This is a genomic window from Sorangium sp. So ce887 (assembly GCF_051521455.1).
Classification (GTDB): domain Bacteria; phylum Myxococcota_A; class Polyangia; order Polyangiales; family Polyangiaceae; genus Sorangium.
Genome location: NZ_CP150354.1, coordinates 6144487 through 6171315, shown reverse-complemented (window position 1 = coordinate 6171315; position 26829 = coordinate 6144487). Strand labels below are relative to the sequence as shown.

The following is a 26829-nucleotide window of genomic DNA, read 5'->3' as shown; positions in this document are numbered from 1 at the left end:
ATGAGCGCTCGCGCGAAGAGGAAGTTCGTCGTCAAGCCGGCGGTGCCGCTGAACTCGGACATCAACGTGACGCCGCTCGTCGACGTCGTGCTGGTGCTGCTCATCATCTTCATGGTCGTGACGCCGCTGCTCGAGAAGGACATCGGCGTGCGCGTGCCGGACACCGAGCAGGTCAAGGTGGACACCCCCCCGCCGCCCGACCAGCTGGTCGTCCGGGTGAGCGCGCAGGGCGAGCTCCTGGTGAACGACGAGCGGGTCGAGCGCGCCGATCTCGTCGGCAAGCTCAGGCCGCTCCTCGAGCGCCAGAGCAGGCCGCAGGACAGGATCGTCTTCGTCGTCGCCGACGACGGCGCCGTCTATGGCACCGTGGTGGAGGTGCTCGACGGCGCGAAGGCGGCCGGCGCGCAGACGCTCGGCATGATGACCGAGCTCCCCGAGCCGCCATCGCCCTGAGCGGCGCGCGCCCACGCGGCGCGCCGCGCCGCCGCGGGCGCCGGTTCGCGGGCCCTGGTTCGCGGGCCCTGGTTCGCGGGCTCAACGCGGGCGGCCTGGCGCGACGGGAGGCTTGCGTCGCGCGCGGTCGCGACCTACACCGCCCACCTCGAAAGCGAGGTTGTTGATGTTGCGGACCGAATGGGTGAGCAAGCGCGCCGGGAGCCCCAACCAGAGTCAGATGCACTTCGCGAGGAAGGGCGTCGTCACGGAGGAGATGGAGTACGTCGCCCGCCGTGAAAACCTCGCGCCCGAGCTCATCCGCAGCGAGGTCGCGCGCGGCCGGATGATCATCCCTGCCAACAAGAACCACCTGAACCTCGAGCCGATGTGCATCGGCATCGCGTCGCTCTGCAAGGTGAACGCGAACATCGGCAACAGCCAGACCACGAGCGACGTGGACGGCGAGCTCGAGAAGCTGCGCTACTCCATCAAGTACGGCGCCGACACGGTGATGGACCTGTCGACCGGCGGCGACATCGACGGCATCCGCCGCGCGATCATCGCCGACTCCCCGGTGCCGATCGGGACGGTGCCGATCTACCAGGCGCTCGAGGCGTGCAAGGGCACGGACAAGATGACGGCCGCGGACCTCATCGACATGCTCGAGCACCAGGCGAAGCAGGGGGTCGATTACTTCACGATCCACGCGGGCGTGCTGCTCGAGCACCTGCCGCTCGTGAAGGGCCGCATCACGGGCATCGTCTCGCGCGGCGGCTCGATCATGGCGCAGTGGATGATCGAGCACCACAAGCAGAACCCGTTCTACACGCACTGGGACAAGGTGCTCGAGGTCTGCGCCAAGTACGACGTCACGATCTCGGCCGGCGACGGCCTCCGCCCTGGCTGCCTCCACGACGCGAGCGACGCGGCGCAGTTCGCCGAGCTGAAGACGCTCGGGGAGCTGACGAAGCGCGCCTGGGAGAAGGACGTGCAGGTCATGATCGAGGGCCCCGGGCATGTGCCGTTCGATCAGATCGCGATGAACGTGCAGAAGGAGATGGAGCTCTGCCACGAGGCGCCGTTCTACGTGCTCGGCCCGCTCGTCACCGATTTCGCACCCGGCTACGACCACATCACGAGCTGCATCGGCGCGACGATGGCCGGCTTCGCGGGCGCCGCGATGCTCTGTTACGTGACGCCGAAGGAGCACCTCGGCCTGCCGAACGCGGACGACGTGAAGCAGGGCCTCATCGCCTACAAGATCGCCGCCCACGCCGCGGACGTCGCGCGCAAGCGCCCGGGCGCGCGGGATCGCGACGACGCGCTGAGCCGCGCCCGCTATGCCTTCGACTGGAAGCAGCAGTTCGCGCTCTCGCTCGATCCGGAGACGGCCCAGGCGATGCACGACGAGACGCTCCCTCAGGAGTACTTCAAGACCACGGAGTTCTGCTCGATGTGCGGGCCGAAGTTCTGCTCGATGCACATCAACCGTGTGGTCGACGAGTACAACTCGCGGCAGGAGCCCGAGAACGCGCCCACGAAGCGGTCGCTCGCGCTCATCGATCAACCGTGACGCCGGGGCGGCCGTGACGCGGGGGAGGGGTCGCGCGGTCCTCCCTCGCGCGCCCCTCGCGGCGCGTGCGGCCCTTGTCGCGTGCCTGTCGCTCGTCCTCCTCGCCCCCGTCGCGTGCGGCCGCGAGCGCGCGAATTCCTCGCGCGCCTCGTCGTCGCCCTCCTCGCCGGCAGCGTCCGTCTCGGCGGCGCCGCGCCCGCCGAGCCCTCGCCTCACGGATCCGCGCTGGCGCCTCGCCGCCGGGGACGACCCGCTGGAGTGCGCCCGACTGGCCGAGGCCGAGGGCGCGTCCGGCCTCCTCGACGCGCTGGACGACGGCGGCGACATCGCGCTCACGGCGCTGCGCGCGCTGCCTCACGCCGACGACGCCGATCTGGCGCTCGCGCCGCTCGCCGAGCGCGCCCGCGCGGCGAGCGGGCCGTCGCTCGCCCCCCTGCTCGACGCGCTCCTCGGGATCGCCGGCCGTCCGCCGCGCCCGCGCGAGCCGCTCGACCCGGACGGGGCGCGCGCCGCGGCCGCGGCGCTTGTCGAGCTGTCGGGCAGGCGCGACCTCCCTGCGGAGGAGCGCGCGCTCGCGATCTCGGCGGCGCGCGCGCTCGCCGAGAAGGGGCTCGTCGACCCTGGCCGGATCCCTGCGGATCTGGACCCCGCGGTCACCGGCGCGGGCACCGCCGGGGGCCAGGCGCCGCAGCCTTGACGTCCTGCGCGGCCGGCCGCGGGACGTCAAGGCCGCGCGGCGGTGGTGCTGTCATTTGCCCAGAGAGGTATCCCATGAAGTCGGGAAGTCAGGAAGATCATTAGGGTTTTCTTCCCGCCTTCCCGCCTTCATGTTCAAATGACCGCACCACCCGCGCGGCCGTCCTGCGCGGCGCCCCTGGCCGCCGGGTCGAGCAGCCGCGCTTTGGGCCGGTCGGGGTCCATTTTGGTAGCTTGCCCCCCGTGACGACGCCGTACACCTCCGAGGCTTTCCTCCACCAGCTCCTCGGCAAGGCGCTAGCCGCCCACGCCAGCGACATCCATCTCAAGGTCGGTCAGCCGCCGGGCGCGCGGGTGCGCGGCGACATGGTTTATTTCCGGGTCGACAGGATCCGCCCCGAGGACAGCGAGGCTGCGGCGCGCGTGCTGCTTGCGGGGAGGCCCTCGCGCGAGCTGCTTGCCACGCTCCAGGAGCTTGACACCTCGTATGTCGTCCCGGGCCTTGGACGGTTCCGGGTCAACCTGTATCGCCAGCGCGGCTCGCTCGCGATCATCCTGCGCAGCATTCCGCTCAAGGTCCCCGCGTTCGATGAGCTGGGCGTGCCTTCGGCGGTGCGGGCGATGGCGGAGCACGACCATGGTCTCATCCTCGTCGCCGGCACGGCTGGCAGCGGCAAGAGCACCACGCTGGCCGCGTTTGTCGGGCAGATCAACGCGACCTTGCCGCGCCACATCGTCACCCTCGAGGACCCGATCGAGCACGTGCACGACGACAACCGCTCCAGCGTGAGCCAGCGCGAGATCGGCGTGGACACCTCGGATTTTCCGACCGCGCTGCGCTCCGCGCTGCGGCAGGATCCGGACGTCGTGATGCTCAGCGCGCTCCGCGACGGCGAGTCGCTCGATCTGGCGCTGCACGCTGCCGAGACGGGGCACCTCGTGCTTGCGGCCGTGCACACGCCGGACGTCACACGCACGCTCGGGCGGCTTGTCGCGCTTGGCAGGAGTCCGAACGAGGTGCGCGACCGGCTGGCCGACTGTTTCCAGGGCGCGGTTGCGCAGCGCCTGCTCCCTCGCCGCGACGGTGCCGGGGAGGTCCTGGCCTCCGAGGTGCTTGTCGCGACGGCCGCGGTGCGCGATGCGATCCGTCGCCCGGAGGGGAGCCCGTCGTTGCGCGAGCTGATGGAGAAGGGGGTCACTCCTTACGGCATGCAGACCTTCGAGGCGCACCTGCGCCAGCTCGTCGCCCAGGGTGCGATCGCCAAGGAGACGGCCAAGGCGGTGACGTCGCTGTAGCGAACTGCGTCCTGGCGAGGATTTCGCCGCACGGCACCTCGCTCTCCCCCTCTCCGATCGCGGGTGCCCCGGGTCGTCCGGATTCGACCCCTCGGTGTCAGTGCCGCCGCGAGCGCATCGATCCATTCTGGCTCGTCGCACCAGGCGAAGAATTTAGATCCAGAGTGGCTCATCGTCGGATCACCATGGTGAATTTGTTGAAACCATCGAGTGGTACCGGCCTGCCAGCGTCCCAATCGAGGCTCTGCGCCGAGAGCGTCATGGTCACGACGGTGAGATCGTTCGGCGCGCGGCTCGCCTCGCGCACCGACTGCTCCTCGCCGTCAAGGTCGTCCATCGTCGACCGCGACGCCTTCGCAGCAAGCGCCGCGTTGTGACCAGATTAAGTAATTTATCTCACAATAACGGCTTCCGGCGCGTGCCCGAGGCCGTCTGCCGCGCTCCGGAAGCTTCCGTCGCGGAAACGAAGCGCTCCGTCGCGTCTGGAGCACGACATTTCGCGGTCTCCCGAGGTCTCCCGCGGCTCGTTCCCCCTCCGCGCTCCGCGCCCCGCGCGGCTCGCTTGCGGCGGCGCCTCAAGCCCGGGTATGGAGCGAGCCCATGCTCGAAGGGATCGAACGAGAAACGGCGGAGCACAAGGGTGGGCGCGGCGAGCCGGGCGGTCGCGCCCCGGCGGCGGGCGCGGTCCGCCACGACTGGACGGTCGAGCAGGCGGTCGCCTTGCACGATCTCCCGCTCTTCGAGCTGATCGACCGCGCGCGCTCGGTCCACCGCGCCTTCCACGGCGAGCACGAGGTGCAGCTCTGCACCTTGCTCAGCGTCAAGACGGGCGGCTGCCCCGAGGACTGCGCCTACTGCCCGCAGTCGAGCCACTACGAGACGGAGGTCGGGGCGGAGCGCATGCTCGACGTCGGCGCGGTCCTCGCGGCCGCGGAGCGCGCCCGCGGCGGCGGCTCGACGAGGTTCTGCATGGGCGCCGCGTGGCGCGAGGTGAAGGACGGCCCCGCCTTCGAGCGCGTCCTCGACATGGTGCGCGGCGTGAAGGCCCTCGGCCTCGAGGCGTGCTGCACCCTCGGCATGCTCACCGACGACCAGGCGCGCCGCCTCAAGGAGGCCGGCCTCGACGCCTACAACCACAACCTCGACACGTCGCGGAAAGCCTACAAGTCCATCGTCTCGACCCGCACGTACGACGAGCGGCTCGTCACGCTGCGGAACGTCCGGCGGGCGGGCATCACCGTCTGCTCGGGCGGGATCATCGGCATGGGCGAGTCGATCGCCGACCGCTGCGAGATGCTCGTCGAGCTCGCGCGCCTCGATCCGCAGCCGGAGAGCGTGCCGATCAACGCCCTCGTGCGCTCGCCGGGCACGCCGCTGGAGAGCCTGCCGCCCGTGGACCCGATCGAGTTCGTCCGGATGATCGCGGTCGCGCGGCTCATGATGCCCCGCGCGATGGTGCGCCTGTCCGCCGGCCGGACGGAGCTCTCGCGCGAGGCGCAGCTGCTCTGCATGTACGCGGGGGCGAACTCGATCTTCTACGGAGACAAGCTGCTCACCACCCCGAACCCGGGCCCGGACGAGGACCGCGCGCTCATCGAGAAGGCCGGGCTCCAGCCGATGGCGCCTGCCGCAGCTCACGCCGCCCGCCGTTAGCCGGGCCGCCACCGTCGGCCGCGTCGGCCTGCGGGCGCTCCCCGTCGCGCGTCGCGAGGTGCAGCGTCTGCGTCGGGTGCGCGAGCCTCGACCCGGCCGAGCCGACGATCTCCAGGAAGGTGATCAGCATCTCCTGGCGCATGGTCCGGAACTCGCCGAAGTCGCGCGTCTCGAACCAGGCCATCACCTCGACGTCGAGCGACGAGGGGGCGACGCCGATGAAGCGCACGACGACGTCGTCGGGCCAGATGTGCGGGTGCGCTCGCAGCGCGCGCTCGCACCCCTCGATGATCGCGCGGAGCTGCTCGGGGGTGGTCTCGTGCACGAGGCTCAGCACGCAGGCGAGGCGCATCCGGTCGCGCGCCGTGTACGACTCGATCTGGAGATCGGCCAGCTTGCCGTTCGGGATCGTGACGAGCGTCCGGTCGAGCGTGCGGATCCGGGTCGACCGGAGCCCGATGCTCTCGACCGTGCCGAGGAGCGCGTCGACCCTCACGAAGTCGCCGACCTGGAACGGCTTGTCGATGCCGATCGAGACCGAGCCGAAGAGGTTCTCCACCGTCTTCTGCGCGGCGAGGGCGAGCGCGACGCCGCCGATGCCGAGGCCGGCGAGGAGGCTCGCCACCGGGTAGCCGAGCTCCGACAGCACGGCGATCGCGCCGACGATCACGATCGCGACCTTCGCGATCCGCCCCATGAGCGGCACGAGCGAGCGCGCCGCGGGGTTGTCGCGCGTCGCGGGGGCGGCGAGCAGGCGGCCGCCGACGGCGTCGATCGCGCAGAGCGCGAACCAGAAGACGGCGACGAAGACGCCGGCGCGCACCACCTTGTCGAGGAACTCCTCGGCCGGCTGGTAGAGCCCGAACCACGGGAGCGCGGCCGCGATGGCGAGGAGCGCCGCCGCGAACGTGAGCGGACCGCGCGTGCCCTCGAGGAGCGCGTCGTCGAGCGTGGAGTCCGTTCGCACGATGATGCGGCGGAGCAAGGCGCGGAGGAGGAAGCTCAGCACCGCGCCGACGAGCCAGGCGGCCAGCGCGAGGACCGGCAAAGCGAGCCACTGCCACCAGAGCAGCTCGCGCGGGCCCGCGCGCAGCAGCGCCGGCGGCAGGTGGTCGCGGAGCCAGCGATCCTCGAGCCGCGCGTACCACTCGCCGACGCGGTCCACGGTCGCGCGCGAGAAGATCCAGCGCACGCCGTCGGGCGTCGTTCGCCGCACCAGGCGCACCGGCTGGGGCCCTGTCCGGGTCGGGATCTTGCCGAGCTCCTCCACGCCAGCCCCGAGGTTGTCCTGCGCGTCCCCCAGCGGGAGCGGCGAGAGCGCCGCCACGTCCAGCCAGATGTGCCGGTCGAGCACCGCCTTGAGCTTCTGCGCGAGCACCGCGCCGTCCGCCCTCGGCGGCAGATCGAGGTAGCGCGCGGCCTCGGCGTAGTCGCCCGCGCGGCAAAGCTCGATGAAGCGGCGCATGGAGGCCTGCGGCGAGTCGGGGGCGACCGGGAGCGTCTCAGGATCGACGCCGCCCTCGGCGCTCGCCGTCGGCGGCGCCGAGGGGGCAGGCGGAGGGGCCAGCTCGGCGGCGCTCGCTCCGAGGAGGACGCACCCGAAGACGAGCGAGAAGGCGAACGCAGCGCGGAACCACCACCGCGCCGCCGGCCAAAGGCGGCGCCGTTTCGGCGCCTCGGGAGGATCGTTCCTGGGCATGGGCCCCTGCTATTCCATCGCCCGGCGTGCCTGTCGACCGGGCGTCGCGCGCGTGAGCCGGGTGGCGCGCGTATCGCACCGCGCGCGACGCGCGGTGCGTAGGCTCCCTCGCAGCTACACCGCTGCGGCGGGCGGCTCGCTCGACAGCGCCGCGGTCGCGAGCGCCGCGAGCGCCGTGCCGTAGCGCGCGAGCCGGCGCGCGCCGAGCCCGGGGATGCGCGCGATCGCGGCGGCGACCGCGGCGCTGTCGAGCGAGCCGCCCGCGAGCGCGATCTCCACGAGATCCTGCGCGCAGTGCCCTGGCAGCACGACCTGCTCGTCGACCTTCCGCGACCTCGCCTCGGCCCTGCGCCACGCGGTGATCCGGCTCTCCACCGCGCGCCGGGCGGCGAGCTCCTTCCGGGGCGGGCGGGCCTGCTGGAAGAGGGCGCGCTCGTCCTCCGGCACGTCGCCGTCGCTGCGCCCCTGCTCGATGGCGCGGAGCCACGCGGCGACGAAGCCCGCCGCACGTCCCGCCGCGGCCCCGCGGACCGCGCGCACGTCGTCGGCCCGGGCCGGCCTCCGCTGCGCGAGCTCGAGCAGCACCTCGCTGGCGACGATCTTGAAGGCGGGCTGGTCCGCCTCCTCGGCGGCGGCCTCGCGCGCCGCCACGAGCCGCCGCAGGATCGCCCGGCCCTCCGGGTCGAGCGCCTGGGCGCCCTTGACGCGCGCGTACGCGGGCCGCGGATCGCGCGGCGGACCGAGGGCGGCCGAGAGCTTGTGGGCGCACTCCTCCGCGATCTCGTCGTCGATCCCGAGCGCGCGGCCCTGCTCCGCGAGGCGCGCGTCGAGCGAGAGCAGGTGGAGCACGTCGTCGGCCAGGTAGCGCAGCTCGGCGCTCGCGAGCGGCCTGCGCCCCCAGTCGTGCTGCTGGAGCTGCTTGTCGACCTTCACGCCGAGCTCCGCCGCGAGCAGCGCCGCGAGCCCCGTCGCCGCGCAGCCGAGCATGCGCGCGGCGACCGAGGTGTCGCGCACCGCGGCGAGCGGCGCGCCCGCCTCGGCGAGCATGCGCGCGTCGAAGGTGAGGTCGTGCAGCACCTTGGGCGGCCCCGCGGCCCCGAGGAGCGGCGCGAGCGGCCCGACGGGCACGCGGAGCGCGTCGACGACCGCGACCGCGATGCCGTCCCCCTCGCGGAAGGCGAGCTGGACCGTGCAGAGCCGCGCGCGGTAGGCGAACAGCCCGTTGGCCTCGACGTCGACCGCGAGCGCGTCGGCGCGCGCGGCGCGCTCGACCAGCCGGGCGAGCTCGTCTTCGCGCTCGACGAGGAGGAGAGGGCTCTGGCTCAGGGGGCCCTCTTCCGGCCCGGGCGCGCCGTCGCGCCGCGCCGCGCCCGCGCGATCGCGCCCAGCGACGCGAGCGCGGCGGCGAGGAGCCCACCGCCGCCGCCGCCCGGCGATGGGACCGCGGTACAGCCGCCGCTCGCCTGCGCTCTGCTGGGCTGATCTGCGGCGCACAGGTCGGAGAAGCCATGGCGCGGCGTGGGGTCGCACCCCTTGACCGGCGCCCCGGGCGGGTACACCGCGCAGATCCCGGCGATGTCGTCGTCGTGGAGGTCGCGGAGCAGGACGGTCCCGTCGTTGTAGTGCGCCATCATGGTCGCTTCCGGATCGCTCGAGTGCGAGAGCCCGAGGAAGTGGCCTGCCTCGTGGGTCGCGACGCTCAGCAGATCGGTCCCCACGCCGTCGTCGCCGAGCGTGAATTTCTGGTCGAACGAGTTGATCTCCATGTCGGCGTCGTAGATCTCGCCGGTCTTGAGGTTGTAGGTGACGGTCGTGAGCGCGAGGGTGCTCCCGCTGCCGCCGTACGGCCACCCGTCGTCCCGGAACGTGATGAGGTTCGCGTTCCCCTGGCGCTGGTTGTACTCGTGCGCGTCGCACGCGACCGGGCCCATGTAGGTGACCTCCATGCGCGGGGTCTCCCCGCCGCCGCAGTCGGCCTCGGTCCACGCGGCGAACGCCAGCGCGAAGATCGCCTCGGTCTCCGCGAGCGAGACCTGGTCCGAGGCGTCTTCCTGGATGGCGTAGCCGACGCACGGCGACGGCCAGGCGAGGGGGATGCCGCAGTCGGTCGACTGCGCCGGCGTGCAGACGGCCGCGGTCGACTGCGTCCTGGGGCAGACGCTGGTGCGGCAGAAGGCCAGGGCGGCCCGGGGGTGGACGAGCGCCGCGACGGCGATCGCGCTGAAGGCCACGGCGAGGGCGCGGGCGCGCGCGCCCCGCCCGGCGGGCGCGCGGTCACTTCTGCGCATGCTTCGCCTTCCAGGCGCGGCTCACCGCGTCGATCGCCGCGTCGAGCGTCGCGCCGACGAGCTGCTCGCGCGCCGAGATCGCGGGGCCGGGCCGGGCCAGGACCGTCCCGCTGGACGGGCTCGCCGAGAGCCGCCGCACGGCGATGCGCGGCGCGCCGGCCACCCGCCGCGTCTCCGCGCCGTCGACGATGGGGTAGTGGCCCTGGGCCATCCCGGAGACGACCAGGGCGGAGCTCGCCCGGGACACGAAGAGCATCGCCTGCGCGCCGACCCTGAGCTGCGCGTCGCCCTCCACGTGCTGTCCGATGTCTCCCACCACGCCCCCGAGCGTCCTGACCCAGACGTCCCCGTCGGGCTGTCCGGCCACGGTCCGGTCGATCGACAGGCGGGTATACGTGACGATCCTCCTGGAGCCGCCGAGCTCTTCCCACTTGCTCTGCTGCTCGGCCGCGGTCGCGACCACGACGTACGAGGCGGCGGAGACGAGCTCATCCAGCGAGAGCTGGATGGCGACGGCTGCCTGCGCCGCGCGCGGACCGGACAGGAGCGCGCCGGGGCCCACCCCGGCGGCCGGGACGGCGCCGCCTGGGGGCGCGAGGGTGAGGGCGGGGGGCAACGCCAAGAGGAGGGCTATGATCAAGGCTCTGGGAGACATCGGCGCAAAGATACCATGCTGGCGAGCGAGGCGCGCCGGAAGCGCCGGGGCGTGGTCGACGCGCTGGACCCTGTGTCCCGGTCCGACTAGCAGATCGTCTAGGTCGAGACCCGAGGAGCCTGCGATGACGAGCGACGCGTTGACGATCGGCAGACACACGTTCACTTCCCGACTCTTCGTGGGGACGGGCAAGTACAGGGACATGGATGAGACCCGTCGCGCGCTCGAGGCGTCCGGCGCGGAGGTGGTCACGGTGGCCCTCCGCCGCGTCAATCTGAAGGATCGGGGCGAGGGGTCGATGATGTCGCTGCTCCAGCAGAGGCGCGTCACGATCCTGCCGAACACGGCGGGCTGCGCCACCGCCGAGGATGCGGTCCGCACCTGCCGGCTCGCGCGCGAGCTCGGGCTGTCGGACCTGGTGAAGCTCGAAGTCATCGGCGACGAACGGACGCTGTTCCCGGACAACGAGGCGACGCTGGAGGCGGCGCGGATCCTGGTGAAGGAGGGGTTCACGGTGCTGCCCTACTGCATCGATGACCCGATCGTCTGTCGGAAGCTGGAGGACCTCGGGTGCGCGGCCGTGATGCCCCTGGCGGCCCCGATCGGCAGCGGGCTCGGCATCCGGAACCCGTACAACCTGATGATCATCCGCGAGACAGCGAAGGTGCCGGTGATCGTGGACGCGGGAGTCGGGACAGCGAGCGACGCCGCGGTGGCGATGGAGCTCGGGTGTGATGGGGTGTTGATGAACACGGCCATCGCGGGCGCGCGGGACCCGATCCTGATGGCGCAGGCGATGAGAGACGCCGTGAGGGCCGGGCGAATGGCGTACCTGGCGGGGCGGATGCCGAAGAAGCTCTATGCGACGGCGTCGTCGCCGGAGCAGGGCAAGATCGCCGCGCTGTAGGGGGCGCCGCGTGGGCGTCGCGCGCGTCCCGCCGGGGCGGCAGGCGCTCGCGGGCGCGATGTCATCGCGCAGACGTCTCGGGCGACGAGGGACGGCGGGCGACGAGCGCGGCGCGCCCGATGTCCCGGCGAGACGCGGGCGGCGCGGGGCGCGCCGTGGGAGAGCGGCGCTCGCTGCGCGCGACGCGCCGACGCCGATGTGCGAAGTCAAACGAACAGCACGCCGGTGTCATGATACGCTCACCTACCTGAGTCACAATGACACGGAACGCTCATCGCACGGTCGACATCTCTGTCGTGGCGCGACAGGCGCTCCGAGGACGACCGCTGCGACCTGACGGTCCGCTCAGGAGAGTATGAGCAAGCCCAACGTCTGCATGGTCGTGAACAACCTCGAGGTCGGCGGGCTCGAGAAGGTGGTGCTGAGCCTCCTCGATCGGCTCGGCGATCAGGGCTTCGACCTGTCGCTGATCTGCCTCGACGGCGAGGGGCGGCTCTTCTCGGAGGTGAAGCTCCCCCGCTCGAAGTGCCTGGTGATCACCAAGGACCTCCGGCCGGTGCTGCCCGGCCTCAAGAGCGATCCGGAGGCGCTCCTCTGGATCCGGCGCTTCTTCCACCAGCGCTCGGTGGATATCGTCCACGTCCACAACCGGGCTCCGCTCATCTTCGCCGGCATCGCGGCGCGCCTGCTCCGGAATCGGCCGCTGGTCGTCTACTCGGAGCACAACCAGATCAACCGGGCGAAGGGCTTCGATCGGCGCAAATTCGGCTACTACGCCTACCTCGCCGACGAGATGGTCGCGGTCTCGCACGACCTCAAGCGCATCCTCGTCGACGACGTGAAGGTCCGCGCGCCGGTCCGGGTCATCCACAATGGTATCGACGGGACGCGCTTCGCCCGGGCCCTGAGCAGCGGTGAGCAGGGGCGCATCCGCGCGGAGCTCGGCATCGGCGAGCAAGAGTTCGTGTTCGGGTGCGCGGTGGTGCACATCGAGCAGAAGGGGCTCCGCTACCTCATCGAGGCGGCGCCCGAGGTGCTGCGGCGCGTGCCGGAGGCGCGCTTCGTCATCGCGGGCGACGGCCCGCTCCGGGGGGAGCTGCAGCAGCGCGCCAGGGACGCGGGGCTCGGCGACCGGGTGCTCTTCCCCGGCTATCGCTCCGACGTCCCCGAGCTCGTCTCCGCGTTCGACGCCTACGTGCTCCCGTCGCTCTGGGAGGGGCTGCCGCTCGCGCTGCTCGAGGCGCTCGCGCTCGGCAAGCCGATCGTGGCGAGCCGCGTCGGGGGCGTCCCCGAGGTCGTCGAGCACGGGGTCGACGGGTTCCTCGTCCCGCCGAAGGACCCGGGCGCGCTGGTCGAGCACCTCTCGCGCGTCGCCCGCGACGCGGAGCTCCGCGAGCGCGCGCGCACGCGGAGCCCCGCGAAGTTCACCGAGCAGTTCAGCCTGGAGGCGATGGTCGACGCGCACGTGCGCCTCTTCGACGAGCTCGTCGCCCGGCGGCGCGGCGGGACCTCGCCCCGGGCGGGCGCGCCATCGGCCCCCGCGGGCTCGGCCGAGCCGGCGCGCCCTCCAGCGGGCGGCCCTCCAGCGGGCGGACTGACCCCCGGACGGGGCGAGCGGGACGGACGGCCCGGCGATCGGGCGGGGCTGGACGTGTAGCTCCCAGCAGGCTTGTCCGGGGCTTCCGACAGAAGCCGACAGAAACACAACAACAGCCTTTGTCGGGGCGCTCACTGCCTCGGATCGATCAGACAGGAGGAGCTCTTGCGGCGGATGCGCGTTTTGCTTATCACGAAAATTTTCCCGAATGCGGTCCACCCGGACGAGGCGCCGTACAATCGCCGCCAGTTCGCCGCGCTGTCGCGTTACTGCGACGTCCGGGTGCTCGCGACGATCCCGTGGTTCCCTGGCATGGAGCGGCTCTCGAAGTGGCCTGTCGGCGCCAGCGCGCCGCGCGAGGAGGTCATCGATGGGCTGCCGGTCCGGCACCCGCGCTATCTCTACGTGCCGAGGGTCGCGCCGGCCCTGAACGGCCCGCTGTATGCAGCGTCGATGCTCCCGGAGCTCGTCGGGCGCGGCCCGTCGCCCGACGTGATCGTCGGGGCCTTCGCCTACCCGGACGGCTTCGCCGCGGTGTGCCTGGGGCGGCTGCTCGGGGTGCCGGTGGTGATCAAGGTGCACGGCTCGGACATCGACGTGATCCCGCGCGACCGGCGGCTGCGGCGGCCGCTCGGCTGGGGGCTCACCCGCGCGACCCGGGTGGTCGCGGTCAGCCGCAAGCTCGCGGACGGGGTCGCGGCGCTCGGCGTGCCGCGCGATCGCATCGACGTCATCATGAACGGCGTCGACGCGAAGCTGTTCCAGCCGCGCAGCCGCGCCGAGTCGCGCGCGGCGCTCGGCCGGTCCCCGGGCTCGAAGCTGTTCGTCTTCGTCGGCCACCTGAACCGTGACAAGGGGGTGCTCGATCTTGTCGCGGCGTTCGAGCGGCTCGCGCCCGCGCACCCGGACATCGAGCTGACGCTCGTGGGCAGCGGCGCCGAGGAGCAGGCGTGCAGGGCCGCCGCCGCCCGGCTGGGCGGCCGGCTGACGGTGACCGGCTACCTGCCGCACGACCAGGTGTCGCTGTGGCTCGGGGCCTCGGACGCCCTGGTGCTCCCGAGCCTGCACGAGGGGACCCCCAACGTCGTGCTGGAGGCGCTCGCCTCGGGGCGCCGCGTGGTGGCGACGACCGTGGGGGGCATCCCCGACGTCCTGCACAGCCCGGAGCTCGGTGAGCTCATCCCGCCCGGGGACAAGGGCGCGCTGGCGGACGCGCTGCTGCGCGCCGCGCGGCACGACTACGACCCGGCGCGGATCGCGGAGCTGGCCGGCGGGCGCGACTGGGATGACAGCGCGCGCGCCCTCCACGACACGCTCCTGCGCGCGATCCGCAGCGCGCGCCGGCCGAGCGCGGGCGGGCAGGAGCTCGACGACGTGGCCTTCAGCGTCCCGGCCCCGAAGAGCGGGATCGAGAGCGGCGCACCGCGGACGGGCGCCCCGCTGAGCTGACAGGAGGATCGGGCGGGGCGCAGCGGTCGCGGCGGCTCGCGGGCGCGGCCTCCGCGGCGGTCGCGATGGCTCGCGGGCGCGGCGCCCTCTTGACGCTCGCGCCCGTTCAGCGGCCAATGCCGCTCGTGCTCACCGGCTTCCGCGCGGCCTTGGGCCCGCTCGTGCTCCTCGCCGCCGTCGCGCGGGCTCCGTACCAGTGCGCGAGCGATGTCGACCCGGATCATCGCCAGTACGAGGATCCGAGCGAGGCCCTGTACGACCTGGCCGGGCGCTTCAAGGCGAACGGCGATCGCCGCGCCCATATCGATACGTTGCGCTTCCTTGTCGAGCGGTATCCTTCCAGCCGGTTCGCCCGGATGGCCCGGCAGGACCTCGAGGCGCTCGGCGACACGGGCGCTCCGGGCGGGCGCGCTCCGGGGGACGGAGCCCGCTGAGGCGCCGCCGCTTTCGCGCTGGAGGAAGGCCATGCTCACCCCGAGGTTGACCCTGATCGCCCAGACGGCGGACGTACCGGAGCCGGTCCTGCTCGCGCGGCTCTCGGCCTTCGGCGCCCTGCCGCCCGAGGCCCGCGCCCGCGTGGCGGTGCAGCTGCGCGACCCCGAGCTCTCCGGCGCGGCGCTCCACGCGCTCGGCCGGCGCCTGCGCGACGCCACCGCCGCGATCGGCGCCTCGTTTCTGGTCAACGATCGCCTGGATCTCGCGCTCCTCCTGGGCGCGGACGGCGTGCACCTCGGCCGCCGCTCGGTCGCGGTGGCCGACGCGCGCGCCCTGCTCGGCGCCGGCGTCTTCGTCTCGGTCGCGTGCCACAGCGTGGACGAGGCGCTCCGCGCGGCGGAGGCCGGGGCAGACGCCGCGGTGCTCTCGCCGATCTTCGCGACGCCCGGCAAGGGCCCGCCCCTCGGGCTCACCGCGCTGGGCGAGGCGCGGGCCCGCCTCTCGGCGGCTCCGCGCGGCGTCGCGCTCATCGCCCTCGGCGGCGTGGACGCGGCCTCGGCGCCAGCCTGCCTCGCGGCGGGCGCGGACGGGGTGGCCGCCATCCGCGCCGACTTCGACGGCGCGCTGCCGGCGCCGCGCGCGGGGTGAGCTGCGCCGCCGCGCCCGGCCCCGTCCGGCGGCGACTTACCGCGCCCAGAGCGCGGCGAGCGGCAGCTCGATCGCCTCGAACGGCTCGGGCCGCACGGCCTCGTCACCCTCGTGGGTATCGAGCAGCCAAAACCGGCCGTCGTCGAGCCGGTACACCTCGAGCGTCTGCGCGACCGGGTTGATCAGCCACGCGTGGCGGACCCCTTCGCGCCGGTAGATCCGCATCTTCTTGCCGCGGTCGACGCGCTCGGTGCGCGGGGAGATCACCTCGCACACCCAGTCGGGCGCGATGTCGTAGTGCGCGGGCGCGTCCTCGGGGCCGAGCGCGTCGGGCATGCGCTCGCGGCGCCAGCCGGCGAGATCGGGGACGACCTTGTCGGGCCTCGGCCCGAGGTGGAGCTCGGGCTCGACGAGGATGACCCAGCCTCCTGGTCCACCAGCACCCAGATCGAACGGACCCCCGAGGCTCACGTTCAGACGCGACGCCGTCCGCGTGTGCGGCCGCGCAGGCCGCGGGAACGTGTACAGCTCCCCGTCGAGGATCTCGGCGACCATCTCGTCCGGCACGGCCTGGAACGCGGCCTCGACCGCGGGCGCATTGCCTGGAAATAGCGGGTGCTGCGCGCTCATCGTCCGATCCTAGCACCCCTGCCGTTCGTCGCGCGCCTCCGCGCCGGCCCCAGCGCCTCCCTCGACGCTGGCAATCTGCCTTGCTACTAGGCCGAGCCATGTCCGAAGCGTCCTCGAAGAAACCGACCGGCGGCCCGCACGAGCCCCTGTTCGACAAGGTGGCGACCGAGCTGAACTTCCCCGCGGACGAGGCGAAGATCCTCGCCTTCTGGAAGCAGCACCGCATCTTCGAGAAGACCCTCCGCGCCGAGACCCGCGCCACCGGCCCTTCCCGGGGCACGTTCGTCTTCTACGAGGGCCCGCCGACCGCCAACGGCATGCCGCACAACGGCCACGTGCTCACGCGCGCCGTGAAGGACGTCTTCCCCCGCTACAAGACGATGCGCGGCTACGACGTCCCGCGGAAGGCCGGCTGGGACACGCACGGGCTGCCGGTCGAGGTCGAGGTCGAGAAGGAGCTGCGCATCCACGGCAAGGCCGACATCGAGCGCTACGGCGTCGAGCCGTTCATCTCGCGCTGCGTCGACTCGGTCTTCCGGTACACCGAGGCGTGGGAGAGCCTGACCGACAAGATCGGCTTCTGGGTCGACCTCGACAGCGCCTACGTCACCTACCACCGGAGCTACGTCGAGAGCGTCTGGTGGGCCCTCTCGCAGCTGCACGGGAAGGGGCTGCTCTACCGCGGCCACCGCGTGTGCTGGTGGTGGGCCCAGGGCGGCACGGCGCTCAGCGCGGCCGAGGTCGGCTCGAACTACAAGACGGTCGACGACCCGAGCGTGTTCGTGGCGTTCCCGCTCGTCGACGAGCCCGACACAGCGCTCTGCGCCTGGACGACCACCCCGTGGACCTTGCCCTCGAACGGCTACGCCGCCGTGCGGCCCGAGTTCGACTACGTCGTCGTGGACGCCGGGGCGTCGGCGGACGCTGGCGGCGGGGCGGCGCCGGTGGCCGGGAAGCTCATCGTCGCCGCGGCGCTGCGCGAGGAGCTCGCGAAGAAGTTCAAGCGCGACCTGCCCGTGCTCCGCGAGCTCAAGGGGAGCGAGCTCATCGGCAAGCGATACCGCCCGCCGTTCGACAGCTTCACGAGGTCGCTCGAGGGCGCCACCCTGCGGAGGAAGGACGGCAAGGACGAGCCGCTCTACTGGGTCGTGCTCGGCGCGGACTTCGTCACGCTCGACTCCGGCACCGGGATCGTCCACATCGCGCCCGCGTTCGGCGAGGACGACTTCAACGCGCACAAGCGGCGCATCGCGGATCTCGCCGAGCCGGGCGCCGCGGGCGACGTCCCGATGCTGTGCGCGGTCCGGCCGGACGGCACCTTCGAGCCGGGGCTCACGCCGTTCTCGGGCCTCTGGGTGAAGGACGCCGACCCGCTCATCCTCAAGGATCTCGCGGCCCGCGGCCTGCTCGTCCACGACGAGAAGTACCGGCACGACTACCCGTTCTGCTGGCGCGCGGACGACGACCCGCTGATCCAGCTCGCGCGGCCCGCCTGGTACATCAGGACGCGCGAGAACATCGACAAGGCGATCGCCAACAACCGCGCGATCCACTGGCTCCCGCCCCACATCCAGGAGGGCCGCTTCGGCGACTTCCTCGCCAACAACGTCGACTGGGCGCTCTCGCGCGAGCGGTACTGGGGGACGCCGCTCAACGTCTGGGTCTGCGCGAACAGCGAGGAGCACCAGCTCGCCCCGGCGTCGGTCGCCGAGATCGAGGCGCTGAACCCGCGCGCCTTCGACCACTTCCACGAGGCGAAGAAGGCCGACCCGAGCCTGAACGACCACCTCATCGTCCACAAGCCGTGGATCGACCGGGTGACCTTCCCGTGTCCGACGTGCGGCGGCGAGATGCGGCGCGTGACCGAGGTCATCGACGCGTGGTTCGACAGCGGGAGCATGCCGTTCGCGCAGTGGGGCTACCCGCACGCGCCGGGCTCGAAGGAGCTGTTCGATCGCGCGTTCCCGGCGGACTTCATCAGCGAGGCGATCGACCAGACGCGGGGCTGGTTCTACTCGCTGCTGATGGTCTCGACGCTGGTCTTCGACGAGGCGACGCAGGAGAAGCTCGGGCTGTCGCGGATCCGGACCTACCCGCACCCGTACAGGACGTGCGTCGTGCTGGGGCACGTCTGCGACCGCGAGGGCAAGAAGGAGAGCAAGTCGAAGGGCAACTACACGCCGCCCGAGGTCATCCTCGAGCGCGTCCGGATGGAGTTCGCGGCGGTGCGGGCGGCTGATGTCGGAGGGGACCGCGGAGGCGGATCCCCGACCTGGTTGAAAGGCGCCCAGCCGAAGGACGGGGTCGCGCTCATCGCGCGCGAGGACTACGAGGGGCTCGACCTGACGGGCGACACCGCGAAGGTGCGGATGTACCGCGCCGATCGCGAGGCGCAGCCGATCGCGATGGAGCTCCGGCCGCAGAAGGGGATGCCGCGGCGGCTCGTCGCGCTCTCCGACGCCGACCTCGACCGGCTCGGCCTCACGCCCGGACAGGGGGCGCTCTCCGTGATGCCGAACGACGTGCCGCGGCTCGCTCAGCCCGAGCGCGTCACCATCGAGGACCCGACGACGCCCGCGCCCGGGGCCGACGCGTTCCGCTGGTTCTTCTACGCGTCCTCCCCGCCGTGGACGAACACGCGCCACTCGCTGACGAACGTGCGCGCGTACCAGAAGGAGTTCGCGGTCAAGCTCCGGAACGTCTACTCGTTCTTCACCATCTACGCGAACATCGACGGCTTCTCGCCCGCCGAGGGGAACCCCGAGGCGAGGGACACGTCGCCCGCGGCGCTCGCGGCGAGCGCGGGCTACCGGCCGGCGAAGGAGCGGTCGCTCCTCGACCGGTGGATCCTCTCGGAGCTCGCGCTCTCGACGCGGGAGGTGACGGCGCACCTCGACGAGTACCGGCTGTACGAGGCCGCGCAGCGGCTGGTCGATCTCGTGGACGCGCTCTCGAACTGGTACGTCCGCCGGAGCCGCGCGCGCTTCTGGGCCCCGTCCCCGACGTGTGTCGAGGATCGGCGTTCGCCGTCCTCTCCGGCTGACCTGCTGGACGTCGCGCCGGGCGCCGTGCGCGCGGCCCAGGACAAGCGCGACGCGTACTTCACGCTGTACGAGGTGCTCGTCGCGATCGCCAAGCTGAGCGCGCCGTTCACGCCGTTCCTCGCCGACGCCGTGTACCAGAACCTGGTGCGGCGGCCGTGGCCTGCGTCGCAGCCCGCGAGCGTGCACCTCGTGGCCTTCCCGGAGGCGGACGCCGCCGCGGTGGACGAGCCGCTCGCGATCGAGATGCGCGCCGTGCGCGAGCTCGTCTCGCTCGGCCTGCAGGTGCGCACGGCGAACAGGCTCAAGGTGCGGCAGCCGCTCGCGCGCGCGGACATCGTGCTGTCGCAGCAGGGCCTCGCGGCGGCGCTCGCCGAGCACGTGCCGCTCATCGCCGAGGAGCTCAACGTCCACGAGGTGCGCTTCCTGAAGCCCGGCCAGGAGGGGAGCGCGGTCCGTTACGTGCTCAAGCCGAACTTCCGCGCGCTCGGTCCGAAGCTCGGCAAGAAGGTGCAGCTCGCGAAGCAGGTCCTCGCGAAGGCCGACGCGTCGGCGCTGCGCGCGGCGCTCGCGACCGAGGGCAAGATCGCGATCGCGCTCGACGGCGAGCAGGTCGAGCTCGGCCCCGAGGAGATCGACGTCGCGGTCGAGGCGGGCGAGGGGTTCGCGGCGGCCGGCGGCCGCGCGGGCGTGGTCGTGCTGCACACGGCGCTCACGGACGCGCTCCGCGACGAGGGGCTCGGCCGGGAGATCCTCTCGCGCGTGCAGGGTCTGCGCAAGGAGCTCGACCTCGGCTTCACCGAGCGGATCCGGCTCGCGATCGACGGCAGCGAGCGGGCCCGCGAGGTGGCCGGGGCGGCGCGCGAGATGCTCATGCAGGAGGCGCTCGCGGCCGAGCTCGTGCTCGGCGCGGCGCCCGCGGCGTGGGGACAGGCCGAGCGGCGCGAGGTCAACGTCGACGGCGAGGCGCTCGCGATCGCGCTCGCGCGCACGGCGTGACCGCGGCCCTCGGGCACCTCCGCGATTCCGTATCGGGCGTTACTATCCTGCGGGGGCGATCGCCTTGCCTCGCGGGGCGGCGCTCCGCCTGAACGGATCTTGTTGCGGCCATCGCTGACGAGGCGTTCGATGATCCTCGTCGGGTGGGGAGCATCGAGGATTCTCAGGAGGGCACCGCGGGCCGCGTATCACCGGCCCGAGAGGGAGGACTGCCGGCACCGACGCCAGGATCTTTCCGTGGCGTGAAGGTGGCAGCGTCCACCGAGCGTCGACAACTTCCCCCGGATCTCCCTGGATGATCACCCACATCTACGTCAGCAACTACGGCACCATCGGCGCCGGCCTCGAGCTCACGCTCGGCGCGCTGACCGCGCTCGTCGGTCCGCCCGGCGCAGGGAAAGGGTGCCTGCTCGACGCCGTGCGGTTCCTCGCCGAGTGCGCGAACGGGGCGCTCGATCAGGCAGCGGCCAGCCGGCGCGGCGGCGGCGCGCTGCAGCGCCCTTGCGGGGACGGCGCGCTCACCACCCTCGGCGTCGCGGTCTCCAGGACCGAGGGCCACGGGTTCTGGCTCGTGCAACTCGCGCCGGGGGACCGGGACGGCGTGCCGCGCGTCAAGAGCGAGACGGCCGCGTGGTGGCAGCGCAGCGCGCTCACGCGGCTCGTCAAGCCGGGCCTGCGCGACGTCTTCGACGCCGGCACCGACCCGCCCGAGGTCTCCTTCGACCGGCTCAAGGGCAGCCCGAAGGGGTTCTCGCGCAAGGACAAGGGCCGCAGCGGCACGCTCGCCTACCGCGGGGTCGCCCCCATCGCCGTGAGCGGCGCCAGGCTCGTCCTGCCGCTGCTCTCCGATGGACCGCTCACCCCGATGCTCGACGAGCTGCGCCGCGCGGTCCTCTACTCCCTCGCGCCGCGCACCCTCCGCTCGCCCCAGAAAATCAGCGCGTCCCGCCGCCTCCGCGCGGGCGGCGAGAACTGGGGCTCCGTCCTCCGCGCGCTCGAGAAAGAGCGCTGGAGCGAACAGTTCCTCGCCGGCCTCGCGCAGGTGACCGGCGACATCGACGGCGCCCGCGCGTCCTCGTCCGGCGGGCTCCTCGTCCCGGAGCTGCGCCACGGCGTCGACGAAGGCGGCCGCGAGCGCTGGCGCGCCGCCGCGGACGAGCCGGACGCCACGCTGAGGGTGGCCGCCATGGTCACCGCTCTCTCGCAGGAGCCCCCGCTCGTGCTCGCCGGCTTCGAGCACCCCGACGCGGGCGTCGATCGCGGCGCGCTACCGACGCTGATCGAGTACCTGCGCGGCGCCTCCGCCCAGCGCCATCTCCTGCTCACGACCGAGAGCCCCGCGCTCCTCGACCTCCTGTCGCTCGAATCCGTCTACTCGGTGGAGCTCCGCGACGGCTCGACCACCGCGTCGCTCGTGGACGCGCCGCAGCGGAAGGCGCTCCACGAGCAGCTCGGCGCCGCGGAGCGCCAGCGCGCCCAGGCCGCGCGATCCGAGCACCCGCCGCGTGTCCCGTGAGCCCGCCCGCGCGCCGTGGTCCGCGCCCGCGGCGCCGCTACCCCGCGAGCCGCTCCCTGCGCGGCGCGAGCGGGGATGCGTCGTACCGCGCGAGGAGGTCCTCCGGATCGCGGTAGAGCGCCGCGCACCCGGCCTCGACGAGCTCCATCTCGGGGAAGCCTCCGCAGAGCAGCCCCACCGTCAGGATGCCGAGCTTCGCCGCGGCCTCGGCGTCGGACGGCGTGTCGCCGACGAGGACCACCTCGCGCGGATCGACGCTGCCCAGCCGGTCGAGCGCCGCCTCGAGGATGTCAGGGCGCGGCTTCGACCTCTCCGCGTCGTCCGCCGACACCGCCCACGAGACAAGGTCGCCCACCCCGGCGCGCTCGGTGCTCGCGTCGAGCTCGCGGCGCGGCAGCGACGAGGCGAGGACGATCCGGCGCCCGTCGCCCGCGACGCGCTCGAACAGCTCGCGCACCTTCGGGAAGACGCGCGCCCCCGGGAGGAGCTCGCGCTCGTAGATCCGGTCGTGCAGCGACGCGATCCCCGCGCCGATCCAGCCGATCTCCTCGGGCGAAAGGAACACCGGCAGCAGCTGGTCCGCGCCCTTGCCGACGTGGCTCCGCAGCTTCTCCCGCGAGACCTCTCGGCCGAACCGCCCGAAGGCCTGCTGCCAGGCGGCCGCGTGCAGATCCACGGTGTCGAGGATCGTGCCGTCGACACCGAAAATGACGGCGCTGACGCTGACCATGGCGCGACACGTGGCGCAGGGCCGGACGCACCGCCATCGGAGGGCTCCCGACGGCGCGGCCGCCGCGCGGGCCCGAGCGGCGCCCGGACGAAGGCGCGATAGACTGGTCGAGGAGGGCGAGCGGACAAGGCGATGCGATCCATGAACGGCCGGCTGACGGCACTCTCGGTCTTCCTCGGCGCCCTCCTCGGGCCGCAGCGCTCCGCCGCGGACGCCGGGCCCGCGGTGGTCGTGGTCGATCAGGACGACGACGACGCCGACGGCGTGCCCGACGGCGCGCAGGGCCGCGTGCCGCCCTCCCCGGAGCTGCTCGCGCTGCGCGCGCCGCGCGGCGCGAGCCAGGCGCCCGCCGCGATCCCCGCCGGCCTGCGGCTCCTCGTCGACGGCAGCCCCGTCCAGCCGGGAGGCGCGATCCCCGCGAGCGCGCGCCGCGTCGAGATCCAGGCCGTCCGGGCGGGGCGGAGCGAGGTCGCCCTCTTCGGTACGACGCGGACGATCAGCGCATTCGAGGTCCGCGCCATCGACGGCGCTGGAAGGCGCATCGACATGGCGCGGTCCCACGCCTCGCTCCAGCGCACGCCCCCGGACCGGCTCGGCGACGACCCGCTCGGGAACCTCGACGATCCCGACGCGATCCGGCTGCTCGTCATCGGCGCGCCCGACGATCTGCCGCTCACCCTCGACGTCCACTCCGCGGCGCCGTCCGGCAAGGCGATCGATCGGCTGTCCAGCGTGCCGCTCGGCCACGTCCCGTGCCCCCCGGACGTCGCGCCGGGCCTCGTGTGCGGCTCGACGCGCCCCCTCCGGGCGGTCGCCGACGACATCGATCGCAACCACCCGATGATCGCCGATCGCTCCGTGAAGGGCGAGGTCGGCGGGGCGCTCGTCGTCGCCGTGCCCGGGGGGTCGAAGCTCCAGATGATCCGCATCGCCGGCCCGCGCGCCTCGCCGCTCGGGCCCCTCGGGCGCACGCGCGCGCGCCTCCGCATCCTCATGGTGCGGCCGCGCGCCGGCGGGCCGCCGCCGATGGGCGGGGACGACGCGGGCGCCATCGCCATCGCGCGGGCGGAGGTCGAGCGCGCGAACGCCCTCTGGGGCGCGTGCGGCGTGAGCTTTGGCCCGCTGGAGGAGCTCGACATCACCTTCGTCGACCCCCCGCGCCCGCACCTGCTCGCGATCGGCTGCGACCACGGCCTCCCGGCGAGCGGCGGCGCGATCCGGGTGCGCGTCGACGGCCACGAGGTGACCGCGGCGATCCGGCCCCGCATGCGCCCCGGCGCCGCGGCCCGCGCCGTCGCCGCGGCGATCGGCGCCGCGGGGTTCTCGGTGCGCCTCTCCGACAACCCGGTCATCGGCGCGGGCGCGTACGGGACCACCGACGTGCTCGTGCGGCGCCCCGGCGGCGCGCTCGCGACGATCGAGCCGCCGGCGTCGGGCGCGCTGAGCACCGACGCCACGCTCACGGCGTGCATCGGCGCCGTGGAGCTCGAGGACGGCCTGCAGCACTTCACCGACACGGACGCCATCGCCGGCACCGTCGAGGAGCGCGCGCTCATCAAGGCGTTCGACGACGGCGACCCCGCGACCGTCGACGTCGTGATGGTCCCGAGCTTCGCCGGCGGCGGGCGCATCGGCGAGTCGTTCATCTTTGCCGACGGGGGGGCGATCCGGAACACGATCATCGAGGATCGCGCCGGCCTGCGCGCGGATCGCGCCTCGTTCGCGCTGTCGCACGAGCTCGGCCACGTGCTGCTCGACGAGCCGGGGCACCCCGACGATTTCGGGATCGACACCCCGACCCGGCTGATGGACGCCGACGCGGCCAACGCCTCCGCGTACGGGCCGCGCCGCCTCACGGTCGACGAGTGCGCGCGCGCGCTCCGCCAGAGCGGCGCGGCGGACCCGCGCCTGGGCCCGCAGAGCGGCGCGCCGCCGGCGCCGCGCCCCGGCGGGCCCGCGCCGCGAAGCGCGGAGGCCGCTCGAGCGGGGGCCGCGGCGGTGAGCCCTCCCGGCGCGCCCGGGTTCCGGCCGAGCGGCCCCGTGCCCTTGCTCGCGCCGTGGCCGCTCGCCCCGCTCGGTCGAGAGAGGTGAGCGACCGCTCCACGCTGTGGTAGGAGCGGGCCCATGCGGGTCTCCCAGCGGAGCGGCCTCTTCAGCGGCGTCGCAGCCCTCGCGTGCGCCACGGTCCTGCTCGAGATCTCGCTCACGCGGATCTGCGCGGCGCTGTTCGGCGAGCCCCACGCGTTCGTCGCGCTCGCGCTGCCGCTCGTCGGCGCGGGCGCGGGCGGCGCGCTGCTCTACCTCGCCCCGTCGCTGGTCCGCCCGCCCGCCCTCTTCGCCCGCATGGCGGCCCTCTCCTCGCTCGCGTCGGGCGCGACGCTCGCCGCGATCATCCTGCTCGCGCAGCGCGGGCCCGCGTCGGGGTCGCTCCCGTGGCACGCGCTGCTCTACGCCGCGTCCACCGTCCCGTTCGCGCTCGCCGGCCTCGCGCTCGCGGCCGCGATCCGGCACGCCGCGTCCGAGATGCCCCGCCTCTACCTGCTCGATCTCGCCGGCGGCGCCCTCGGCGGGCTCGCGGCGGCCGTCGCGATCCGCGCCGGCGCGCCCCGCGCCGCGCTCGCGGCGGCGATCTTCTTCGCGGTGGCGGGCGTCTTCTTCTACCTCGGGTCGCGCTGCCGCGAGGGCGAGCAGCGGGCGTCGGGGAGCCTCGTCGCCACCTTCGTGCTCGGCGGCTTCGTGCTCCTCGCCGGCGACCTCGGCGCCCCGTGGCTCCGGCTCGCCGGCCTCCGCCGGGGCGCGCCCGACCGGACCGAGCACGAGGCCTGGAGCGAGCGCTCGCTGATCACGGTCGACCGCCCGAGGGCCGGCACGGCGATGATGCGGCTCGGCAGCGCCGCGCAGAGCCCGATCCTCGACGCAAAGACGTCGCCCCCGCCCCAGCCCGAGGACATGGCGTACGCGCTCCACAAGGACCAGGGCCCGGCGCTCGTCGTCGGCGCCGGGGGCGGGCGCGACGTGCGCGCCGCGCTGAAGGCCGGGCAGAAGCACGTGGTCGCCGTCGAGGGAGACCGCGGCGTCGTCGAGGTGATGCGCGGGCGGTACGCCGCGTTCAACGGCCACCTGTTCGACAAGCCCGAGGTCCACCTCGTGCTGGGCGACGGGCGGAGCTTCGCCCGGCGCACGCCGCTGCTCTTCCGGAACATCGTGATCCCGTCGGCCGAGACCGCCGAGGCGTCGACGACCGGCGCGCTCGCGCTGTCGGAGAGCCGGCTCCACACGGTCGAGGGCGTCGGGGACTTCCTCTCGCGCCTCCTGCCCGAGGGCACGCTGGTCCTGAGCCGCGCGGACGTCGACTTCGATCGCCTGCTCGCCCTCACGGCCGCGGCGCTGCGCCACGCGGGCGCGGCCGAGCCGAGGGACCACCTCTTCGCGTGCACCGCCGCGCACAGGACCTCGCTCCTCGCGCGGCGCACGCCGCTCGCGCGCCAGGACGTCGAGGCGCTGCGCCGCCACTGCCGCCGGCACAAGTTCTCGGAGGCGTTCGCCCCCGACCGTCCAGGTACGCCGAGCCGCGGGCTCCTCGTCGCGGCCGCCGGGGCGCGCGCGCCCGGCGCGGGGGCCGATCTCACGCCGCCCACGCCCACCGACGACAGGCCGTTCTTCTCGTACACCGTCCCGGCGCGCCGCCTGCCCGCGGTGCTCGGCGACCTCGGGGCCCTCCGCGCCGAGCACGCGGGCCTCTTCGCGCTCTCGGCGCTGCTTGTCGTCGGCGCGGGCCTCTTCGCGCTCGCCGCGCTGCTCCCGGTGCTCGCCGCGCGCGTCGGCCGCCTCCGGCGCGACGCCGCGGCGCGCGACGTTGTGGGGCCCGGCTCCGCGCCCCCGCCGCCGCGCGCCCGCGCGCTCTTCTTCTTCGCCGCGATCGGCGCGGGCTTCGCGCTCGTCGAGCTCGCCGTCTTCCGCCACGGGCTCCTCCTGCTCGAGCTGCCTGCGCACGAGCTCCCGGCCGTCCTCGCGATCCTCCTCGTCTCCGCCGGCGTGGGCGGGCTGCTCACCGCCCGCGTGGCGCCGGACGCCGCGACGCGGGCCTCCGCGCGGGTGGCGGAGGCGCTCGTCGTTGCCGCGGCGCTCGCCGCGGTGGGGCTCGTCCCGCTCGCGCGGTGGAGCCTCGGGCTCGGGTCCATCCCGCGCGCGCTCCTCGCCGTCGCGATCCTCGTGCCGTTCGGCCTGCTCGCGGGCTCGCTCGCGCCGCTCGGGGTCAAGCTCGTGGCCTCGATCGCGCCGGTGCTGCTCCCCTGGTGCTGGTCGCTCTGCGCCCTCGCCGGCGCGACGGCGCTGGCCCTCGGCGCCCTGTGCGCGATGCACCTCGGCTACAGCGCCCTGCTGCTCGGCGCGGGCCTCGTGTACCTCCTCGCCGCGGCGGCCGTGCCGCCCGCAGCGGCCGGGGCGACCGCCGTGGGCGACGACGAGCGGGGGCCGTCGAGCGCCGCCGCCGCCGCCGCCGCCGCCCATAGCGCGCAGCCGGCCCGGGGCGCCGCGGGGGCGCAGCCCGACGTGCCCGAGGCGGCGCCGATCGCGTGAGCGC

General features: G+C 73.7%; 21 protein-coding genes. 14 read left to right on the top strand and 7 right to left on the bottom strand.

Annotation, left to right across the window (positions count from 1 at the left end; genetic code table 11):
• The 4 genes from WMF36_RS22710 (at position 1) to WMF36_RS22695 (ending at position 4000) form a co-directional block, all read left to right on the top strand.
• Entirely contained in the window at positions 1–453 is a 453-nt protein-coding gene (locus WMF36_RS22710; protein WP_437581721.1) for an ExbD/TolR family protein, read from the top strand.
• A 166-nt stretch (positions 454–619) separates the two neighbouring features.
• Positions 620–2008, top strand: coding sequence for a phosphomethylpyrimidine synthase ThiC (gene thiC, locus WMF36_RS22705; protein ID WP_437581720.1), 1389 nt, complete (start codon positions 620–622; stop codon positions 2006–2008).
• 13 nt (positions 2009–2021) lie between these two features.
• The gene (locus WMF36_RS22700; RefSeq protein ID WP_437581719.1) at positions 2022–2705 is read left to right on the top strand and encodes a thiamine biosynthesis protein; all 684 of its coding nucleotides are present in this window, start codon (positions 2022–2024) and stop codon (positions 2703–2705) included.
• A 242-nt stretch (positions 2706–2947) separates the two neighbouring features.
• Positions 2948–4000 (top strand): type IV pilus twitching motility protein PilT, encoded by a 1053-nt coding sequence (locus WMF36_RS22695; RefSeq protein WP_437581718.1) that lies wholly within the window; start codon positions 2948–2950, stop codon positions 3998–4000.
• 169 nt (positions 4001–4169) lie between these two features.
• Here WMF36_RS22695 and WMF36_RS22690 read toward each other — a convergent pair whose 3' ends face one another.
• Positions 4170–4337: a hypothetical protein gene (locus WMF36_RS22690; RefSeq protein ID WP_437581717.1), complete on the bottom strand. Its 168-nt coding sequence runs from the start codon at positions 4335–4337 to the stop codon at positions 4170–4172.
• A gap of 263 nt (positions 4338–4600) precedes the next feature.
• Between WMF36_RS22690 and bioB the strand changes: the two genes are divergently transcribed.
• A complete protein-coding gene (gene bioB, locus WMF36_RS22685) occupies positions 4601–5653 on the top strand; it encodes a biotin synthase BioB (protein WP_437581716.1) in 1053 nt (350 codons plus the stop codon).
• Here bioB and WMF36_RS22680 read toward each other — a convergent pair.
• The 4 genes from WMF36_RS22680 to WMF36_RS22665 form a co-directional block, all read right to left on the bottom strand.
• On the bottom strand, positions 5592–7352 hold the full coding sequence (locus tag WMF36_RS22680; RefSeq protein WP_437581715.1) for a mechanosensitive ion channel family protein: 1761 nt from the start codon (positions 7350–7352) through the stop codon (positions 5592–5594). The two genes, bioB and WMF36_RS22680, sit on opposite strands and share 62 nt — an antisense overlap.
• A 114-nt stretch (positions 7353–7466) precedes the next feature.
• Complete coding sequence (locus WMF36_RS22675; protein ID WP_437581947.1) at positions 7467–8678, bottom strand: HRDC domain-containing protein; 1212 nt, start codon at positions 8676–8678, stop codon at positions 7467–7469.
• Positions 8675–9640 (bottom strand): matrixin family metalloprotease, encoded by a 966-nt coding sequence (locus tag WMF36_RS22670; RefSeq protein WP_437581714.1) that lies wholly within the window; start codon positions 9638–9640, stop codon positions 8675–8677. Before WMF36_RS22670 ends, WMF36_RS22675 begins: the two co-directional genes overlap by 4 nt.
• Positions 9627–10280: a hypothetical protein gene (locus WMF36_RS22665; RefSeq protein WP_437581712.1), complete on the bottom strand. Its 654-nt coding sequence runs from the start codon at positions 10278–10280 to the stop codon at positions 9627–9629. The genes WMF36_RS22670 and WMF36_RS22665 overlap by 14 nt, the downstream gene beginning before the upstream one ends.
• 139 nt (positions 10281–10419) lie before the next feature.
• On the opposite strand from WMF36_RS22665, the gene WMF36_RS22660 reads away from it, so the two are divergent.
• From WMF36_RS22660 to WMF36_RS22640, 5 genes are all read left to right on the top strand, one after another.
• Complete coding sequence (locus WMF36_RS22660; protein ID WP_437494394.1) at positions 10420–11202, top strand: thiazole synthase; 783 nt, start codon at positions 10420–10422, stop codon at positions 11200–11202.
• Positions 11203–11557: 355 nt separating this feature from the next.
• Positions 11558–12859 (top strand): glycosyltransferase, encoded by a 1302-nt coding sequence (locus WMF36_RS22655; protein WP_437581711.1) that lies wholly within the window; start codon positions 11558–11560, stop codon positions 12857–12859.
• Positions 12860–12973: 114 nt separating this feature from the next.
• The gene (locus tag WMF36_RS22650; RefSeq protein ID WP_437581710.1) at positions 12974–14248 is read left to right on the top strand and encodes a glycosyltransferase family 4 protein; all 1275 of its coding nucleotides are present in this window, start codon (positions 12974–12976) and stop codon (positions 14246–14248) included.
• A 116-nt stretch (positions 14249–14364) separates the two neighbouring features.
• Complete coding sequence (locus WMF36_RS22645; RefSeq protein ID WP_437581709.1) at positions 14365–14682, top strand: tetratricopeptide repeat protein; 318 nt, start codon at positions 14365–14367, stop codon at positions 14680–14682.
• Between the two features lie 31 nt (positions 14683–14713).
• The gene (locus WMF36_RS22640) at positions 14714–15331 is read left to right on the top strand and encodes a thiamine phosphate synthase (protein WP_437581708.1); all 618 of its coding nucleotides are present in this window, start codon (positions 14714–14716) and stop codon (positions 15329–15331) included.
• 36 nt (positions 15332–15367) lie between these two features.
• On the opposite strand, the gene WMF36_RS22635 is transcribed toward WMF36_RS22640, so the two are convergent.
• Positions 15368–15961 (bottom strand): Uma2 family endonuclease, encoded by a 594-nt coding sequence (locus tag WMF36_RS22635; RefSeq protein ID WP_437581707.1) that lies wholly within the window; start codon positions 15959–15961, stop codon positions 15368–15370.
• A gap of 98 nt (positions 15962–16059) precedes the next feature.
• Here WMF36_RS22635 and ileS point away from each other — a divergent pair, with 98 nt between their 5' ends.
• Both ileS and WMF36_RS22625 read left to right on the top strand, forming a co-directional pair.
• Positions 16060–20001, top strand: a complete 3942-nt coding sequence (gene ileS, locus WMF36_RS22630; protein ID WP_437581706.1) for an isoleucine--tRNA ligase — start codon at positions 16060–16062, stop codon at positions 19999–20001.
• Positions 20002–20296: 295 nt separating this feature from the next.
• Positions 20297–21517, top strand: a complete 1221-nt coding sequence (locus WMF36_RS22625) for an AAA family ATPase (RefSeq protein ID WP_437581705.1) — start codon at positions 20297–20299, stop codon at positions 21515–21517.
• A gap of 37 nt (positions 21518–21554) precedes the next feature.
• Here WMF36_RS22625 and WMF36_RS22620 read toward each other — a convergent pair whose 3' ends face one another.
• A complete protein-coding gene (locus WMF36_RS22620) occupies positions 21555–22247 on the bottom strand; it encodes an HAD family hydrolase (protein WP_437581704.1) in 693 nt (230 codons plus the stop codon).
• A gap of 141 nt (positions 22248–22388) precedes the next feature.
• Here WMF36_RS22620 and WMF36_RS22615 point away from each other — a divergent pair, with 141 nt between their 5' ends.
• Entirely contained in the window at positions 22389–24338 is a 1950-nt protein-coding gene (locus WMF36_RS22615) for an ImmA/IrrE family metallo-endopeptidase (protein WP_437581703.1), read from the top strand.
• Positions 24339–24371: 33 nt separating this feature from the next.
• Positions 24372–26825: a hypothetical protein gene (locus WMF36_RS22610; RefSeq protein ID WP_437581702.1), complete on the top strand. Its 2454-nt coding sequence runs from the start codon at positions 24372–24374 to the stop codon at positions 26823–26825.
• Positions 26826–26829: the final 4 nt, after the last annotated feature.